A 16,105-nucleotide genomic window follows, 5' to 3' on the forward strand; every position below is an offset into this window, starting at 1 on the left:
GCCTCTCTTGGTTTTAAGACGATCGTCCAGGTAATTTTTGTGACATGGGTGCGTACCTTCTTCTCGCTTTGGCCATCGCCGCTGAGGTAACCGCCACGGTCTCGTTGAAACTTTCCGAGGGTTTCAGCAAGGTGGGGCCGTCGATCGTCGTCGTGGCCGGGTACGCCTTCGCGTTCGTCGCGCTGGCATACGTACTGAAGGCGGGCGTGCCGGTCAGCGTCGCCTACGCGATCTGGGCCGCGGCCGGGGTCGCGCTGGTGGCGGCCGTCGGCATCGTCTTCTTCAAGGAACCCGTCAACCTCTCCGTGATCGCCGGGCTGGTGCTGGTGATCGGCGGCGTCGTGCTGATCGAGGCAGGAGGCGCGCACTAAGTGAAGATCCAGGTCGACGGTCGCAAGGCCAGGGGCGAGAAGCGGCGCGAGGAGATCCTCGCCGCCGCGCTGCGCGTGATCGAACGGGACGGCGTCGCCGGTGTCACCCATCGGACGGTCGCCGCCGAGGCGGGCGTGCCGACGGCGTCGACCACCTATCACTTCTCGAGCCTCGACGACCTGCTGGTCGCCACCCTCATCTCGTGCGCGAGGGATATGGCGACCGAGGTCTACTGGATGATCGACCGTGCCCGCTCGCGCGGCAGCCGCGGCGCGGAAGAGGTCGCCGGGCTGCTCGCGGAGGCGCTGGGCCCGCGCCGCGGGCGGACGATGGCGGAGTACGAGCTGTACCTGCTGGCCGCGCGCAAACCCGAGCTGCGGCCCGCCGCCCGGCGCTGGCTGGACGTGCTCACCTCGATGGTCCGCCACGACGACGAAGTCGCGTTCCGGGTGTTCCTCGCCGGGATCGACGGCCTGCTGATCCAGGGCCTCATCGACGACGAACCGCCGTCCGCGGAAGAGCTGCGGCCGGTGGTGGACTACCTGCTGAAACCTCGTTGACCTGCTGGGTAGCGTTCGGATCATGAGGACTGTCGGCGCATACGAACTCGACGACGACCCGGCACGGATGGACCTCGACGTGGTGTGGAAGTGCCTGTCCACCGAGGTCTACTGGGGTAAGTGGCGAGACCGCGAACTGGTGGAGAAGGTCTTCCGGAACGCGTGGCGGGTCGTCGGCGCATACGAGACTTCGAGTGGACGGCTGGTGGGGTTCGCGCGGGCGTTCTCGGACACCATCGGCAGCGCGTACCTCGCGGACGTCTTCGTCGTCGACGAGGCGCGCGGCGCGGGGCTCGGCAAGGAACTGGTCCGGGAGATGATCGACAACGGGCCGGGAGCCGAGTTCCGGTGGATGCTGCACACCGCCGACGCGCACGGTCTGTACCGGCAGTTCGGCTTCGGAGACCCGCCCGACGGGCAGTACATGGAGCGAAGCCGGGCGAACGGGCAGGTCTGACGGGTGCGCTTGGCCACCAAGTCCGTGAAGGCCTCCTTGAGGGACCCAGAGTCCCTCAAGGAGGCCTTCACGGACAGCCGGTTCAGCCCTTGTTCTCGTGCAGGGCCGTGAGCGACGCCCGGGCGATGGCGTGGCTGAAGAGGTTGAAGCCGAGGAAAGCAGGCGTAGCGTCTTCGCCGACTTCCAGCTTTTCGACGTCGACGGCGTGCACCGTGAAGATGTACCGGTGCGGTCCGTGTCCGGGCGGCGGTGCGGCGCCGAGGAACTGCTTCACGCCACCGTCCCCCTTCAGGGTCACAGCGCCCTCCGGCAGGCCGGAGCCCGCTTCGTCGCCCGCGTTCGCGGCGAGCGCGGTCACCGACGCGGGGATGTCGAACACCGCCCAGTGCCAGAACCCGCTCGCCGTCGGGGCGTCGGGGTCGTAGCAGGTCACCGCGAAACTCTTGGTCTCGGCGGGAAAGCCCTCCCAGGACAGCTGCGGGGAACGGTCCTCGCCGCCCGCGCCGAAGATCCCGGAAAGCTGGGGCGTCGGCAGGAAGCCGCCTTCCTCGATGTCGGTGCTGCTCAAGGTGAAGGCAGGCAGATCGGGCAGGAATTCGTACGGATCGGGTGCCTGCGGCATGCGTCCTCCTGATCGTCGAACAGATGACGGAGCCAGGTTATGACCCCGAGGACCCCGGTGCGGGATCAGGGACGAATCCGGGGGTTACCCCTATGTCCAACCCGCCGCGCTGCCCTTAGCGTCGAGCTACACGAAAACCTGCTCTGGAGGGACTCAAGACCATGGCGCGCCCACTCCTCGCGATCGGAGGCATCGCGTTGATCGGCGTCGGTGTCCTCACCGGCCTCGGCTGGTGGTGGCCGTCCGACGCGGAGGCCACCTCGGAGGTGACCCAGCCGATCCGCAGCGTCCGGATCGACAACGGCGAGGGCCGGGTCAAGATCCGCACCGGCGAGGGGCCGGTCCGGATCCACCAGGAGTTCCAGTACCGCTGGAACAAGCCTGGCGACGCTTTCCGCGTGGAAGGCGACACGCTGGTCCTTGCCGGTTGCGGCACCACCTGCGAGGTCCGCTACGACGTGGTGGTCCCGGCGGGCGTCCCGGTCTCGGGCAAGCTGGACTCGGGGGCGCTCGACGTCGCGGGAGTGTCCACTGTGGACATCATGGTCGATTCCGGCGACGTGTCCGTCACCGACGTGCCGGGCACCGTGAAGGTGCGGTCCGAAGCGGGCCGCGTCGAGCTGGCGAACATCGGCCAGGCCGTCACGGTGCAGGCGGCGTCCGGCGCCATCAAGGGGGAACGGCTCGGCGGCAACGTCGAGGCCCGCACCGACAGCGGCCGCATCGAACTCGAACTGGTCAAGGGCGCCGACGTCGCCGCGCGGACCGACAGCGGTTCGGTGGAGGTCACCGTCCCGGCCGGCGAGTACAACGTCACCGGCAGCACCGGCAGCGGCAGTCGCGACATCGACGTCAACCAGTCCGGTTCGGCCCAGCACAAGCTCGATCTCAACACCGACAGCGGAAGCGTCAAGGTCAAAGCGGCCTGACGGATATATCGGGGGAACACTTTCTCATGGGAAACAAGGAAAAGCGCGTCCTCGGCGCCCTCGCTCTCGGCGCGCTGACCGCCTTCGGGATCGTCGGCTGCACAGGGGAATTCCAGCAGAAGCTGAGCGACGGCGCACCCGTCACCGAGCAGGTCACCGCGATCCGGGTGGACGTCCCGGTCGGCGCGGTCACGCTCCGGGTGGAGGACGGCGCGCCCGTCTCGCTGCGCCGCGAAGTGACGTACACCGGCAAGAATCCCGGCAAGACCCACAGCGTCGAAAACGGCACGCTGGTCCTCGGCGGCTGTCAGCAGTGCGGCGTGGACTACGACGTCGTGGTGCCGCGCGAGCTGGCGGTCTCCGGGTTCATCGGCACCGGCAAGGTCACGCTCGCCCGTGCGGCTTCGGTCGACTTGAAGGGCGACGTCGGCGACTTCCAGGTGCTGAACACGTCGGGGCCGGTGAACCTGCGCACCGGCACCGGCGACATCGAGGTCGGTCTCGCGAAGCCCGGCGCGGTCACCGCGAACGCGGAGGTGGGGGAGGTCGTCGTGTCCGTCCCTGACGGCGCGTACCAGGTCCGCGCCAAGACGGACACGGGCAAGGTCGAGACCGGTGGCATCCGGCGGGACCAGGCATCCGCGAACGTCCTGGACCTCCAGTCCGGCACCGGCTCGATCACGGTGAAGCCCGTATGAAGACGCTCGCCGCGATCACCGCGCTGACCTTGCTGCCGCTTTCCGCGCTGCCCGCGTCCGCCGCGCCCGGGATCGACTGGAAGCCGTGCGCCACCGAGTACGCGCCGACGCTGGAATGCGCGAGCCTGCCGGTGAGCGACGGCTTTTCGATCGCGCTGGCGAAACTGCCCGCGACCGATCCCGCGCGCCGTGTCGGTTCGCTGCTGACCAATCCGGGCGGGCCGGGCGGGGCCGGCGTCACCGTGCTCAAGTACGGCGGTCGCGGTTTCGCGCTGGACCAGCCGGAAATGGCCGAAGTGCGGCAGCGGTTCGACGTCATCGGGTTCGACCCGCGCGGCGTCGGCGACAGCAGGCCCGCGATCGCCTGCGGGCCGGGGCTGCACGATCCGGCGATCAGCCGCTTTCCGCGAAGCCGCGCCGACTACGACAAGCTCCTCGCGCACAACCGCGCTTCGGGCGGCGAATGCCTGAAAAGGACCGGGCCTGGATTGTCCTCTGTGGACACTTGGCACGCCGCGGACGACATCGAAGCGATCCGGGGCGCTCTCGGCGAGCCGAAGGTGAACTGGCTCGGCGTCTCCTACGGTTCCGAACTCGGTGCCGTGTACGCGGAGAAGTACCCGAAGCGCGTCCGGACGATGGTGCTCGACGGCGCGGTCGACCATTCGCGGCCGACCAGGCAGGCGGTCCTCGAAGAGGCCATCGCGACCGAAAGCGCGCTCAAGGACTTCGCGCGGTGGTGCACGACGTCGGCCGACTGCGCGCTTCGCGGTAAGGACGTCCTCGACGCTTACGACGCGCTGATGCGGACGCCCGGGGGTGTGCCGTCGAAACAGCTCGGACGGAACGTGACCGCGGAGGAGCTGGCGGCCGGTGCTTACGGCGGCCTGATCCTGCCGGCGTTCTGGCCGGACCTCGCGAAGGCGATCGAGGCCGCGACGGCGGGGAACGCGGACGGGCTGGTGCCGTACTCCCAGCTCGACCCGTCTTACGGCGCGTATCGCGCGATCGGCTGTCACGACTTCGGCTCGCCGTTCACCTCCTACGCCGACATGCGGGCGATGCAGGGTTTGGTGAAGACCCTCTCGCCGCACGGCTGGCGGTATTCGGAGTTCTGGGACATGGCGAGCGGGTGCGCGGGCTGGCCGGTGCCTTCGGCGTACCTGCCGCGGCCACAGCGCGTCCAGGGCACGGCACCGATCCTCGTGGTCGGCGGCGAACACGATCCGGCGACGCCGCTGGTGTGGGCGAAGGGGCTCGCGCGGAACATCGAGAACTCGACGTTGCTGGTCGACGCCGGGTACGGGCACACGGGGCTGCTCAACTCGGCCTGCGTGCGCACCGAAGAGGTGAAGTACCTGGTGAGCGGTGTCACACCCGCTCCCGGCACGGTCTGCCGGTAGATCCGGGAACAAGACGGCCGTGCTGCTCGTTGAGCCGGATGCAAGGTTGAGTGAGGGTGACTCAAGTCCGGCTTGACGGAAGCCCCACCATCCCGATACAACTTGCGTTGAGCCCACTCAAGCTGGGTCGAAACGTGCAGGTCACGAACTAGCAGGAGGATCACACCATGGCGCGAGCGGTCGGCATCGACCTCGGCACGACCAACTCGGTCGTCGCTGTCCTTGAGGGCGGCGAGCCGACGGTCATCGCCAACTCGGAAGGTTCCCGCACCACCCCGTCCATCGTCGCCTTCGCCAAGAACGGCGAAGTGCTGACCGGCCAGCCGGCGAAGAACCAGGCCGTGACGAACGTCGACCGGACCATCCGGTCGGTCAAGCGGCACATCGGCACCGACTGGAAGACCGAGATCGACGGCAAGGCCTACACCTCGCAGGAGATCAGCGCCCGCGTGCTGATGAAGCTCAAGCGCGACGCCGAGGCGTACCTGGGCGAGACCATCACCGACGCGGTCATCACCGTCCCCGCCTACTTCGAGGACGCCCAGCGGCAGGCCACCAAGGAGGCCGGGCAGATCGCCGGCCTGAACGTGCTCCGCATCGTCAACGAGCCCACCGCGGCGGCGCTGGCGTACGGCCTCGACAAGGGCGAGAAGGAACAGACCATCCTGGTCTTCGACCTCGGTGGCGGTACGTTCGACGTCTCGCTGCTGGAGATCGGCGAGGGTGTCGTCGAGGTCCGCGCGACCTCCGGTGACAACCACCTCGGCGGTGACGACTGGGACGAGCGCATCGTCACCTGGCTGGTCGACAAGTTCAAGTCGTCCAACGGCATCGACCTCACCAAGGACAAGATGGCGCTCCAGCGCATCCGTGAGGCCGCCGAGAAGGCGAAGATCGAGCTCTCCAGCTCGAACTCGGCCAGCATCAACCTGCCGTACATCACGGTGGACGCGGACAAGAACCCGCTGTTCCTCGACGAGCAGCTCTCCCGCGCCGAGTTCCAGAAGATCACCTCGGACCTGCTCGAGCGCACCCGCAAGCCGTTCAACAACGTCATCCGTGACGCGGGTGTCGCCGTCGGCGACATCGACCACGTCGTGCTCGTGGGTGGTTCCACCCGCATGCCCGCCGTGTCCGAGCTGGTCAAGGAGCTGACCGGCGGTCGCGAGCCGAACAAGGGCGTGAACCCGGACGAGGTCGTCGCCGTCGGCGCGGCGCTGCAGGCCGGTGTGCTCAAGGGTGAGGTCAAGGACGTCCTGCTGCTCGACGTGACCCCGCTTTCGCTGGGCATCGAGACCAAGGGTGGCGTGTTCACCAAGCTCATCGAGCGCAACACCACGATCCCGACCAAGCGTTCGGAGATCTTCTCCACCGCGGACGACAACCAGCCCTCGGTGCAGATCCAGGTGTTCCAGGGTGAGCGCGAGATCGCGGCGCACAACAAGAAGCTCGGCATGTTCGAGCTGACCGGTCTCCCGCCCGCCCCGCGTGGCGTGCCGCAGATCGAGGTCACCTTCGACATCGACGCCAACGGCATCGTGCACGTCCTCGCGAAGGACCTCGGCACGAACAAGGAGCAGTCGATGACGATCACCGGTGGCTCCGCGCTGCCGAAGGACGACATCGAGCGCATGGTCAAGGACGCCGAGGCGCACGCCGAGGAGGACAAGCAGCGCCGCGAGGAGGCGGAGACCCGCAACCAGGCGGAGACGCTGGTCTACCAGACCGAGAAGTTCGTCAAGGACAACGAGGACAAGCTGCCCGACGAGCTCAAGGGCAAGGTGAAGTCCGCGATCGACGAGGCCAACGAGGCGCTCAAGGGCACCGACTCGGCGAAGATCCGCGAGTCCATCGAGAAGCTGAACACCGCTTCGCAGGAGCTGGGCACCGCGCTCTACGCCAACGCCACCCCGGGCGCCGAGGGTGCCGCCGGTGAAGGCGCCGCCGGTGCGGCGGGCGCGGGCGCCGGCTCGCAGGCCAAGGCGGACGACGTCGTCGACGCCGAGATCGTCGAAGAGGACGAGAAGGACAAGAAGTGACCGGACGCTACGACGAAACCGAGGGCCAGGGCCCGGAGGAACCGGTGGTCGTGCGGGACCGTAGGCGGATCGATCCGCTGACCGGTGAGGTCCGCTCGGCCGCCCCGGAGGCCGAACCCAAGGAGGGGCCGAAGCACGCCGCTCCTGCCGAAGAGGCGGCTGTCCCGCCAGAGCCGGGGCCCGCGGCACACGCGGGCCCCGGCCTCGGGGAGTCCATTGTGGACGACTCCGTGTCGGTGGCCACCGGTCTGGAGAAGGAGCTGGCGGAACGCACAGCCGACCTCCAGCGTCTTCAGGCGGAGTACGCCAACTACCGCAAGCGCGTGGACCGCGACCGCGAGCAGGTCGTCGCCGGCGCGAAGGCGTCGGTCGTCAACGATCTGCTCCCGCTGCTCGACGACCTCGAGCGCGCGGAGCAGCACGGCGATCTGACGGGCGCCTTCAAGGCGGTCGGCGAGAAGCTAGTCGGAAGCCTGCAGCGGTCGGGGCTCGAGGCGTTCGGCGCGGAGGGCGAGCCCTTCGACCCGAGCGTGCACGAGGCCGTCCAGCACAGCACGTCGCCGGACGTCGCCGGGCCGACGGTCACCACGGTCATGCGCCGCGGTTACCGCTTCGGCGAACGCGTGCTGCGTGCGGCGCTGGTCGGGGTCACCGACCACGAGCCGGGCGGTTCCACGACTGAACCGATAGACCAGCCCGTCGGCGGCGAGCTGCCGCTCGAGGGCGAACTTTTCGATGAGAACAACCGCTGATCGGCGATACGGCGTGAAAGGAGGAGACGTTCGGTGAGTGCACGGGAATGGATCGGTAAGGACTTCTACCGTGAGCTGGGCGTCTCCTCCGACGCCACCGCGGACGAGATCAAGAAGGCCTATCGCAAGCTGGCCAAGGAGAACCACCCCGACGCGAACGCGGGCAACGCGGAGGCCGAGAAGAAGTTCAAGGCGGTCTCCGAGGCGTACGGCGTTCTTTCCGACACGTCCAAGCGCAAGGAGTACGACGAGGCCCGCCGCCTCTTCGGCTCCGGCGGTCCCGGCGGGTTCGGTTTCCCGGGTGCGGGCGGTGGCGGCGGTTTCGACGTCGGCGACATCTTCGGTCAGGCGGGTCAGCAGCAGGGCGGTTTCGGCGGTCTCGGCGACATCCTCGGCGGTCTCTTCGGCCGCCGCGGCGGCGCGGCCGGTGCCACCGCGAACCGTCCGCAGCGCGGCTCGGACGTGGAGACCGACGTCCGGATCGACTTCGCGGAAGCGGTCAAGGGCGCGACCCTGCCGCTGCGGCTGTCGAGCCCGGCGACCTGTTCCACCTGCGGCGGCAACGGCGCGAAGCCGGGGACTTCCCCGAGGACGTGCGCGACCTGCCAGGGCAGCGGGCTGGTCAGCCGGAGCCAGGGCGCGTTCGCGTTCTCGGAGCCGTGCCGTGACTGCCGTGGCCGCGGCACGATCATCGACGACCCCTGCCCGGAATGCGCGGGCGAGGGCATCAGCACCCGCACCCGCACGCTGACCGTGCGGATCCCGCCGGGCGTCGCCGACGACCAGCGGATCCGCCTGGCGGGCCAGGGCGAACCTGGCCGTGGCGGCGCGCAGCCTGGCGACCTGTACGTCCGCGTGCACGTCGCTCCGCACGCGGTGTTCGGGCGCAAGGATCTCGACCTGACGATCACCGTGCCGGTGTCCTTCACGGAACTGGCCCTCGGCGGCACGATCACCGTGCCGACGCTCGAGGGCAAGGTCTCGCTGAAGGTGCCGCAGGGCACGGCGAGCGGTCGCGTGCTCCGGGTGCGCGGCAAGGGAATCGCGAAGCGCGACGGCTCGCAGGGCGATCTGCTGGTCACCCTGCAGGCGGCCATCCCGGCCAAATTGGACGACAAGGCCCGTGAAGCGCTGGAGGCCTACGCGGAGGCCATGGCCGACCACGATCCGCGACCGGAGATCACCGAACTTCTCGAAGGCAGGTGAGCACGATGTTCGGCGGGCTGCCGCACGGTGCGGACGAGGACACCCCGGTGTTCGTCATTTCGGTGGCGGCGCAGCTTTCCGGCCTGCACGCGCAGACCCTGCGGTCCTACGACCGCCAGGGTCTCGTGTCGCCGGGCCGGACCTCCGGCGGTGGACGGCGTTACTCGATGCGGGACATCGCGTTGCTGCGCGAAGTGCAGCGACTGTCCCAAGAGGACGGTGTCAACCTCGCCGGCATCAAGCGGATCATCGAGCTGGAGAACCAGGTCGACGCGCTCCGTGCCCGGATCGCCGAACTGACCGAGGAACTGACCGCGGCGTACGTCGCCGCCGAACAGACGGCCGCGGCCGTGCACGCCTCCTACCGCAAGGATCTCGTCCCGCTGCGGCAGCAGACGGCGCTCGTGGTCTGGAAGCCCAAGAAGCGCACTTAGTCCGCTAAATGCGGGTCGACCAAGGTGGCAGGTTGCGAAAGCCACTTTCGCAACCTTCAACGTTGCGAAAGTGGCTTTCGCAACGTCGGCGGGCGGCAGGGGCGAGCGGTCGGACCAGATGGTCGCAGGGCCTGTGTCCCGAGGGGCCCTGCGCTATGCCGCCGACCTGCCCCTTCGTGCACCTCACGCCCGAGACGTGTCGCGAAAGCCACTTTCGCGACGTCTGATGTCCCGGAAGTGGCTTTCGCGACGCGTTCGCTTTACCTCACTAGCCGCATTCAGGTGACGAATCGCCTTATTGGCCGGGGACCAGGGTCCGGATCTGCTGGACCTCGCCGGTGCGCGAGTCCATGATCCGCTGGGCCAGTGCCTTCGCCTCCGGGTTCTTGCCGTCCTTCAGTTCGGTCCTCGCCAGCGCGACCCCGTTGTGCTGGTGCGCGACGAAGATGTCGGCGAAGTCGAGGCTGAACTCCGCACCATCCTTTTTGGACAGTGCTTCGAGCAGTCCCTTGTCGGTGAGCCCGTCGCCACCGTGATGGTGGTGCGCGTGCGGATCCGCCGAGCCCGTCTCGGGTTTGCCCCAGGCCTTCAACCAGTTCCGCATGTCGGAGGTCTCGGTCTGCTGTGTCGCCTCGATGGCGGCCGCGAGATTCGTCAGCTCCTGCTTCTGCCCCTGCTTGGCCTTCACCAGTTTGACGATCTCCACGCCCTGGTCGTTGTGGGCGATCATCATCTGCAGGAACATCACGTCGGCGTCGTTGTACGCCGCGGACGCACCCGCCGATTGGGGGACCGGGGAGAGCGGGGCGCCGGCGTTGGGGGGTGAGCCGTCGCCGGCCCCGCAGCCCGCGAGGGCCACGAGACCGGCGACGAGTACGACGGCCAGCTTCACTGCCGCGTCCACAGCGCGGGTGTGTTCGGCGGCTCCCAGCCTTGGATCGCCGTATGCGCCATCTGGCACCGGTAGGTGGCGCCGCCGTAGGTCACCGTGCTGCCGACCGAGTAGGACGTCCCGGCCGCCCAGGTGCCGCCGGTGGGCGGGTTGGTGGTGCTGGTCGGCGGGTTCGACGTCGTGGGCGGGTTGCTGGTGGTCGGCGGATTGCTGGTCGTGGGCGGGTTGCCGCCGCCGATCTGCAGGTCGATGCAGCTGTAGAAGGCCATCGGCGTGTCCGCGATGTTCCAGATGGCGAGCACCTTCTGGCGGCCGCTGAAGCCGTTCAGGCTCACCGTGTGCGACGTCGGGTCCTTCGGCGCGGAGTTGTTCCCGCTGATGTCGGCGATCTTGGTGCCGCCGATGTAGTACTCGTAGTTCGTGGTCCGGTGGTAGGCGGTGAACTTCCAGTTGAAGGTCACGCTGTTGCCGACCGACGCGGCGGGCCACGGCTTCGATTCGTCGTTGAGCTCGGCGAATCCGGGAAGACCACCGTTGCAGCTGCGGAGCCCCTTGGGGCCTTCGACGCTCTGCGGTTCGTAGACGATGGCACCGCAGCCGGAAACCTTGCCCTGGGCGCAGTTCGCTTGGCGGCTGGGCGGGGACAGCACATAGCCGTGGGCGCTGGCCACCTGCGGGATGGCCACGATGGCGATCGGGGCGAGGATCGCACCGGCGGCGGCTGCCACGAGCTTGCGTTTGACGGTCATGCCGGCTCCTGGGGGATGGAACGACGGTGTTCCCGTGAGGGGGAGCAATGTGGTCTAGACCATAAATCCGCCGGTGACCGCGGTCAATGATTCACTGACCTACTGCTGCGTCGAGACCAGGTGGAACAGCCGATCGGCCTAATACGAAGGACGCATCGCCTCAGTCCAGGGTGAAGGGGTCGTACTTGATCCGCGCCAGATCAGTGCCCGCGGCGATCAGTTTCGCGATCGTCGCCCGGATCATCGACGGCGACCCGGCGACGTACACGTCGCGCTCCTTCCAGGCGCCGCGCTGGGTGACCGCCGTGGCCAGCGTGCCGCGGTCGCCGCCGGCGATGGTGCCTTCCTCGGTCACCGGGGTCACCGTCAGCCAAGGACAGGTGACGGTGAGCCCGCGCAGTTCGTCGAGGGCGTAGAGGTCTTCCGGACGGCGGCCGCCGAAGAACAGGTGCACCGGCGGATTGTTCTTCCAGCGCGACATGTCGTCGAGCAGGGCGAGCAGCGGCGCGACGCCGGTGCCACCGCCGATCATCAGCAGCGGGCGGCTTTCCGTGTGGTTCACCGAAAGCGCGCCGAGCGACGGGCCGAGGCGCCAGACGTCGCCGAACCGGGTGTGGTGGACGATCGCGCGCGAGACCCAGCCGCCGCGCACGGCGTGCACGTGGAACTCCATCGTCCCGTCCTGGTGCGGCGCGGTGGCGGGCGAGAAGTACCGCCACATCCGCGGCCGCTGGGGGACTTCGACGCTGACGTAGCCGCCGGCCCGGTACGGAAGCGGCTGATCGGTGCGGACCTTGATCACGGCGACGTCGCGGGAGGCGAGGCGGTGCTCGACGACGGTCGCCTTCCACCACGCGGGTCCGATCTCCTTGCCCGCGGCCTCGCGCATGTTCTTCGAAATGACGCCGTACGCGGTGACCCAGGCGTCTTCCAGTTCCGGTGTCCAGTCGTCCTTCAGGAACCTTTTCAGCGCGGCGATCAGCGCGACGCCGACGGCGTCGTAATGGCGCCCGAGGACGTCGAACTTACGATGGTCACGGCCCAGTTGAGCGAGGAACGTGGCCAGTTCGTCGGGCCGGTCCACCATCTGGACGACGTAGACGAGTGCGCGCAGCAAACGATTTCGCTGCGTGGCCATGTTGATCGGGAACAGTGCCCTGGCGTCGGGCGAAACCGAGAAGAGCACGCCGTAGAAGTACTGGGACAGCTCTTCGGCCTTCGTTTCGACGGCGGCGAAACTCTCCCTGATGAGCTTGGCCATCTCGACGGTCTTGTCCGCCGACGGCGTTTCGATCAAGGGCGGAACGGGAATCGGTGAAGATCTCGACGAACTCGGTGGATGCTCGTACTTCACTGTTTCGGCAGTCATGGGTGAACGATTTTCTCCAGTTGGATCGGGCATATTCTCCAGACCCGATGTCATCGTGCTCGTGTTCCCCCGAGGGTTCCCGACTGTATGCCCGAACGTCGCGAAAGGATCCACGAATGGTTGTTTCCCGCTCGAACGGAGCAGACGATATACGCGCCGTCAACACCGTCTGGCACTAAGTAAAGGTGATCAAGCGAGCGGGACTTTCCTTGCTCACCAGTGGTTTTCGCCACCGGCGCGGGAAAGCGTGATCCGCCGATCGGGTGGGTTTTTCTCTGTGATTACCGCGTCACGTAACGGTAGGCGTCCCGTGGCTGATCACCATTGTGGAATCGAATTCCTAGTCGATGGTGAAGGGGTCGTATGCGATCTGGTCGAGCGCGCTGCCCGCGACCAGCATCCGGGACACCGTCGCGCGGATCATCGCGGGCGAACCGGCGACGAGGATCCGATGCCCCGGCCAGGATCCTTGCTGTGTAACGGCTTCCGCGAGCGTGCCCTGCACGCAGCCGGGGGCCTCTTCACCGTGTTCGACCACCGGTGTCACGGTGAGCCACGGGTTCGTGGCCGCGAGGGCACGCAGCTCGTCGAGGTCGTAAAGGTCCTCACGCGACGGTCCGCCGTAGAACAGCTGGACTTTCGGGTTCTCGCCCCACTGCGCGAGGTCGTCCAGGATAGCGCGCAGCGGCGCGATACCGGTGCCACCGGCGATCATCAGGACGCCGCGGCCGTCGGTCCGGTCGACCGAAAGCCTGCCGAGCGGCGGCCCCAGCCGCCAGACGTCACCGGGCTGCGTGTGGCTGACGATGGCGCGGGAAACCCAGCCGCCGTCGACGGCGCGCACGTGGAACTCGATGCCACCGTCCTCGCGCGGCGCGTTCGCCGGCGACAGGTAGCGCCAGAGCCTCGGCCGCTGTGGGACTTCGACGCTCATGTACTGACCGGGCTGGTACGGCACCGGGAATTCGGGCTGGACGCGGACCAGGGCGAGATCCCAGGTGAGCCGCCGGTGTTCGAGGACGGTGGCCGACCACGACGCCGGGTTGACGTCGGCCGCGGCGGCCTCCTGCATCGCGCGGGCGACGATGGTGAACGCCTCCGCCCAGGCCCGTTCGACCTCCGGTGTCCAGTCCGGACCGAGGTGGTTCTTCAGCGCGGCGAGCAGTGCGGTGCCGACGGCCTCGTAATGCCGCGGGATGACACCGAACTTGCGGTGGTCGCGGCCGAGCTGGGTCAGGAACGGCACGAGGTCGTCGGGCCGGTCGACCATCTGCACGATGTGGACCAGCGCGCGCACCAGCCTGCCGCGCTGGACCTCCATGTTGATCGGGAAGAAGTCGCGGGTCGCCGGCGCGAGGGTGAACAGCATCCCGTAGAAGAACTGGGAGATCTCCGGGATGAAGGGCTCCGACTTCGCCCAGGTGTCCCGGATGAGCCGCACCATCGCGGTGACCGCGGGCGGGGCTTCTCTCGGCGCCGAGGACCGCGGCACCGGACTGACCGCGTCGGCAGTCACGGGCTGGGAGTCGCTGATCGGGTAGCGCATGCCGGAAGACAGTTCCCCAATTTCACGGACGAGGATCCACTGGAGAAGAATTCACGGATCATTCACCTCTCCGGTCAGTGGCTGTCGGGCCGGTCGGCTGGTTCCGGCTCGTTCGCGAGACTAGCCGCCGAGAGCCCTTTTGCCCGCATCGTTGCTCCGGACGGGTGTACTCGAAACCGGCCCGCAGTGGGGGATCTCACGAGGTAAATAGTTGTCTTACGCAAGTGTCGCCGAATAAAGTTGTACTGTACAAGTAGCCAGGAGGCACCGATGAGCTCCGCCGACGACGCCAGGGTCGAACTGATGCGTGAGTTGAAGGCCGCCTCCCAGCTGCAGCACGCCTGGATAATGCAGGCCTGGCAGGACGACCCCGGCCTGCATCCGGCGGCCGCGATGCTGTTGTCCGACCTGGCGAAGCACGGCGAAGCGCGCCCATCGGAGTTGGCCAAACGACGCTTTGTGGACCTTTCGGTCATAAGTCGTCAAATTTCCCAGCTGTCCGCGGCGGGCATGGTGGACCGCCGTCCCGCGCCCGAGGACGGCCGTGCGTCGATCATCAGCATCTCCGAGCGCGGCCGCGAAGAACTGGGCCGCAGGCGGGCCGGATATCTGGAGTTCATGGAGCGCGCGCTCGGTGACTGGGACGACGAAAAGGTCCTCGAACTGACCACGCGGCTGGCGGAGATGAACGCGGACGTCCGAGCGGCCCTGTCCGTCCGCACCTGCGACGTTTGACGGCGGCCGTTCCTACCCGCCGGTCTTGACTGAACGGACCTTTCGTCTGGCCGTCACGCCGGTAGCGTTTATCCGGTGCGTAACCGGGTCGCGCTGCTGGTCGCCTTGGGAATCGACAACTTCGGCTCGGGACTCTTCCTTCCGCTCGGGCTGGTCTTCGTCATCCGTGTGGTGGGGTTGCCGCTCGCCCAGGCGGGGGCCGCGGTCACTCTCGGTGCGTTCGCCGGTCTGCTCGTTCCCGCGCTCGCCGGGCGCCTCGTCGATCTGATCGGCCCGCGGACGGTGATGATCTGCTCCCACGTTCTGCAGGCCGCCGGAGTGGGCGCCTTCCTGCTGGCGGACGGGTTCGCGGGCGTCGTCGGCGCGTCCGTCATGCTCGCGGCCGGCCAACAGCTGTTCTACAGCTCGCAGTTCTCGCTCATCGCCGACGTCGCGGGTGAGGGGCCGAAGGACCGGCCGTTCGCCGAAGCCGCGATGGTCCGCTCCGCGGGCTTCGGGCTGGGCGGGGTCGCGGCCGCCGGACTGCTGGTGTGGATCGGGCGCGAGGGCCTGTACGTCGCCGTGATGATCGACGTCGCGACCTTCGTCGTCGCCGCGGCCATCCTGGCGACACTGGTCACCCCCGCCCCGCGGCACCCGCCACGCCCCTCGGGATCCGCGCGGGTCTGGCGGAACCGCCCGTACCTGGCGCTCATCGTGTTCAGCGGGCTGTTCGCGCTGACGATGGACTTCTTCCTCATCGGGATGCCGGTGTACGTCTTCAACGCCTTGCAGGGCCCTAGGTGGCTTCCCGGCGCGATCATCGCGCTGCTCACCGTCGTCACCAGTCTGGGTGGAGTCGTCGCCTTGCGGCTCACCCGGAGGATGACCCGGATCGCCGCCATGCGCGCGGGCTCGGCGTTGTTCGCGGTGTGGTGCCTGGCGTGCCTCCTGGTGGTGTTCGTGCCGAAGGTCTTCCAGCCGGTTTACCTGCTCGGCGCGACCCTCGTGCTCGCCGCGGGCGACCTCGCGTTCGGCCCGCGGTCCGGGGCGCTGGCCGAAGCCGCGGCGCCGCCGGAGGCGCGGGGCCGGTATCTGGCGGCCTTCCAGTACGCGTTCACGCTCGCGGCGGTGATCGCTCCGGCCGTCGTGGCGTTGTTCTCCGTGGCAGTCTGGATCCCGTGGGTGCTCGTGGCCGCGTGTGCCTGTACGGCCGTCGTCGGCCTCGGCCGGGTGGGTCCGCGTCTGCCCGTGGAGGCCGTGTCCCCGACGGGGGCTGAAAATTTTCAGGGTTGAGCGGAACAGACTCAACTTTGCTGACGTTGTACCTGTCGACAAGCTTTTGCACGACCTAGTACGAGGT

General features: G+C 68.1%; 17 protein-coding genes. 12 read left to right on the forward strand and 5 right to left on the reverse strand.

Annotated elements, in window-relative coordinates; all coding sequences use genetic code 11:
* The first annotated feature begins 44 nt into the window (after positions 1-44).
* From CVV72_RS30175 to CVV72_RS30185, 3 genes are read left to right on the forward strand one after another with little or no spacing between them, the layout of a single operon-like run.
* On the forward strand, positions 45-371 hold the full coding sequence (locus CVV72_RS30175; protein WP_126736129.1) for a multidrug efflux SMR transporter: 327 nt from the start codon (positions 45-47) through the stop codon (positions 369-371).
* On the forward strand, positions 372-932 hold the full coding sequence (locus tag CVV72_RS30180) for a TetR/AcrR family transcriptional regulator (protein ID WP_219147105.1): 561 nt from the start codon (positions 372-374) through the stop codon (positions 930-932). It abuts the gene before it with no gap.
* Between the two features lie 22 nt (positions 933-954).
* Complete coding sequence (locus tag CVV72_RS30185; protein ID WP_219147107.1) at positions 955-1,389, forward strand: GNAT family N-acetyltransferase; 435 nt, start codon at positions 955-957, stop codon at positions 1,387-1,389.
* A gap of 82 nt (positions 1,390-1,471) precedes the next feature.
* Here CVV72_RS30185 and CVV72_RS30190 read toward each other — a convergent pair whose 3' ends face one another.
* Positions 1,472-2,011: a YbhB/YbcL family Raf kinase inhibitor-like protein gene (locus CVV72_RS30190; protein WP_219147109.1), complete on the reverse strand. Its 540-nt coding sequence runs from the start codon at positions 2,009-2,011 to the stop codon at positions 1,472-1,474.
* A gap of 161 nt (positions 2,012-2,172) precedes the next feature.
* Between CVV72_RS30190 and CVV72_RS30195 the strand changes: the two genes are divergently transcribed.
* The 7 genes from CVV72_RS30195 (at position 2,173) to CVV72_RS30225 (ending at position 9,472) form a co-directional block, all read left to right on the forward strand.
* Positions 2,173-2,940: a DUF4097 family beta strand repeat-containing protein gene (locus tag CVV72_RS30195; RefSeq protein ID WP_219147111.1), complete on the forward strand. Its 768-nt coding sequence runs from the start codon at positions 2,173-2,175 to the stop codon at positions 2,938-2,940.
* 26 nt (positions 2,941-2,966) lie between these two features.
* Positions 2,967-3,638 (forward strand): DUF4097 family beta strand repeat-containing protein, encoded by a 672-nt coding sequence (locus CVV72_RS30200; RefSeq protein ID WP_219147113.1) that lies wholly within the window; start codon positions 2,967-2,969, stop codon positions 3,636-3,638.
* Complete coding sequence (locus tag CVV72_RS30205) at positions 3,635-5,041, forward strand: alpha/beta hydrolase (protein WP_219147115.1); 1,407 nt, start codon at positions 3,635-3,637, stop codon at positions 5,039-5,041. The genes CVV72_RS30200 and CVV72_RS30205 overlap by 4 nt, the downstream gene beginning before the upstream one ends.
* 167 nt (positions 5,042-5,208) lie before the next feature.
* Positions 5,209-7,080, forward strand: a complete 1,872-nt coding sequence (gene dnaK, locus CVV72_RS30210; protein WP_219147117.1) for a molecular chaperone DnaK — start codon at positions 5,209-5,211, stop codon at positions 7,078-7,080.
* On the forward strand, positions 7,077-7,832 hold the full coding sequence (gene grpE, locus CVV72_RS30215; RefSeq protein ID WP_219147119.1) for a nucleotide exchange factor GrpE: 756 nt from the start codon (positions 7,077-7,079) through the stop codon (positions 7,830-7,832). The genes dnaK and grpE overlap by 4 nt, the downstream gene beginning before the upstream one ends.
* 33 nt (positions 7,833-7,865) lie before the next feature.
* Positions 7,866-9,038 (forward strand): molecular chaperone DnaJ, encoded by a 1,173-nt coding sequence (gene dnaJ, locus CVV72_RS30220; RefSeq protein ID WP_034312352.1) that lies wholly within the window; start codon positions 7,866-7,868, stop codon positions 9,036-9,038.
* Between the two features lie 5 nt (positions 9,039-9,043).
* The gene (locus CVV72_RS30225) at positions 9,044-9,472 is read left to right on the forward strand and encodes a heat shock protein transcriptional repressor HspR (RefSeq protein ID WP_034312642.1); all 429 of its coding nucleotides are present in this window, start codon (positions 9,044-9,046) and stop codon (positions 9,470-9,472) included.
* A gap of 295 nt (positions 9,473-9,767) precedes the next feature.
* On the opposite strand, the gene CVV72_RS30230 is transcribed toward CVV72_RS30225, so the two are convergent.
* The 4 genes from CVV72_RS30230 to CVV72_RS30245 all read right to left on the reverse strand — a co-directional run bounded on the left by CVV72_RS30230 (position 9,768) and on the right by CVV72_RS30245 (position 13,926).
* Positions 9,768-10,376: a DUF305 domain-containing protein gene (locus CVV72_RS30230; RefSeq protein ID WP_255632306.1), complete on the reverse strand. Its 609-nt coding sequence runs from the start codon at positions 10,374-10,376 to the stop codon at positions 9,768-9,770.
* Entirely contained in the window at positions 10,361-11,113 is a 753-nt protein-coding gene (locus tag CVV72_RS30235) for a lytic polysaccharide monooxygenase (protein WP_219147120.1), read from the reverse strand. Before CVV72_RS30235 ends, CVV72_RS30230 begins: the two co-directional genes overlap by 16 nt.
* 160 nt (positions 11,114-11,273) lie before the next feature.
* The gene (locus CVV72_RS30240; protein ID WP_219154221.1) at positions 11,274-12,374 is read right to left on the reverse strand and encodes a globin domain-containing protein; all 1,101 of its coding nucleotides are present in this window, start codon (positions 12,372-12,374) and stop codon (positions 11,274-11,276) included.
* Positions 12,375-12,822: 448 nt separating this feature from the next.
* Complete coding sequence (locus CVV72_RS30245; RefSeq protein ID WP_255632307.1) at positions 12,823-13,926, reverse strand: globin domain-containing protein; 1,104 nt, start codon at positions 13,924-13,926, stop codon at positions 12,823-12,825.
* Positions 13,927-14,298: 372 nt separating this feature from the next.
* Here CVV72_RS30245 and CVV72_RS30250 point away from each other — a divergent pair, with 372 nt between their 5' ends.
* Both CVV72_RS30250 and CVV72_RS30255 read left to right on the forward strand, forming a co-directional pair.
* Complete coding sequence (locus CVV72_RS30250) at positions 14,299-14,763, forward strand: MarR family winged helix-turn-helix transcriptional regulator (protein ID WP_219147124.1); 465 nt, start codon at positions 14,299-14,301, stop codon at positions 14,761-14,763.
* 75 nt (positions 14,764-14,838) lie between these two features.
* A complete protein-coding gene (locus CVV72_RS30255; RefSeq protein ID WP_219147126.1) occupies positions 14,839-16,038 on the forward strand; it encodes an MFS transporter in 1,200 nt (399 codons plus the stop codon).
* Positions 16,039-16,105: the final 67 nt, after the last annotated feature.

Origin of the sequence: Amycolatopsis sp. TNS106 (assembly GCF_019330265.1) — a bacterium.
GTDB lineage: Bacteria > Actinomycetota > Actinomycetes > Mycobacteriales > Pseudonocardiaceae > Amycolatopsis > Amycolatopsis lurida.

What these genes read in the sequence shown, in the direction of transcription:
- CVV72_RS30200 (WP_219147113.1), top strand. Translation starts at nt 2,967, where the DNA reads ATGGGAAACAAGGAAAAGCGCGTCCTCGGCGCCCTCGCTCTCGGCGCG.
- CVV72_RS30185 (WP_219147107.1), top strand. Translation starts at nt 955, where the DNA reads ATGAGGACTGTCGGCGCATACGAACTCGACGACGACCCGGCACGGATG.
- CVV72_RS30175 (WP_126736129.1), top strand. Translation starts at nt 45, where the DNA reads ATGGGTGCGTACCTTCTTCTCGCTTTGGCCATCGCCGCTGAGGTAACC.
- CVV72_RS30205 (WP_219147115.1), top strand. Translation starts at nt 3,635, where the DNA reads ATGAAGACGCTCGCCGCGATCACCGCGCTGACCTTGCTGCCGCTTTCC.
- CVV72_RS30240 (WP_219154221.1), bottom strand. Translation starts at nt 12,374, where the DNA reads ATGGCCAAGCTCATCAGGGAGAGTTTCGCCGCCGTCGAAACGAAGGCC.
- CVV72_RS30245 (WP_255632307.1), bottom strand. Translation starts at nt 13,926, where the DNA reads ATGGTGCGGCTCATCCGGGACACCTGGGCGAAGTCGGAGCCCTTCATC.
- dnaK (WP_219147117.1), top strand. Translation starts at nt 5,209, where the DNA reads ATGGCGCGAGCGGTCGGCATCGACCTCGGCACGACCAACTCGGTCGTC.
- CVV72_RS30195 (WP_219147111.1), top strand. Translation starts at nt 2,173, where the DNA reads ATGGCGCGCCCACTCCTCGCGATCGGAGGCATCGCGTTGATCGGCGTC.
- CVV72_RS30190 (WP_219147109.1), bottom strand. Translation starts at nt 2,011, where the DNA reads ATGCCGCAGGCACCCGATCCGTACGAATTCCTGCCCGATCTGCCTGCC.
- CVV72_RS30235 (WP_219147120.1), bottom strand. Translation starts at nt 11,113, where the DNA reads ATGACCGTCAAACGCAAGCTCGTGGCAGCCGCCGCCGGTGCGATCCTC.
- CVV72_RS30225 (WP_034312642.1), top strand. Translation starts at nt 9,044, where the DNA reads ATGTTCGGCGGGCTGCCGCACGGTGCGGACGAGGACACCCCGGTGTTC.
- CVV72_RS30250 (WP_219147124.1), top strand. Translation starts at nt 14,299, where the DNA reads ATGAGCTCCGCCGACGACGCCAGGGTCGAACTGATGCGTGAGTTGAAG.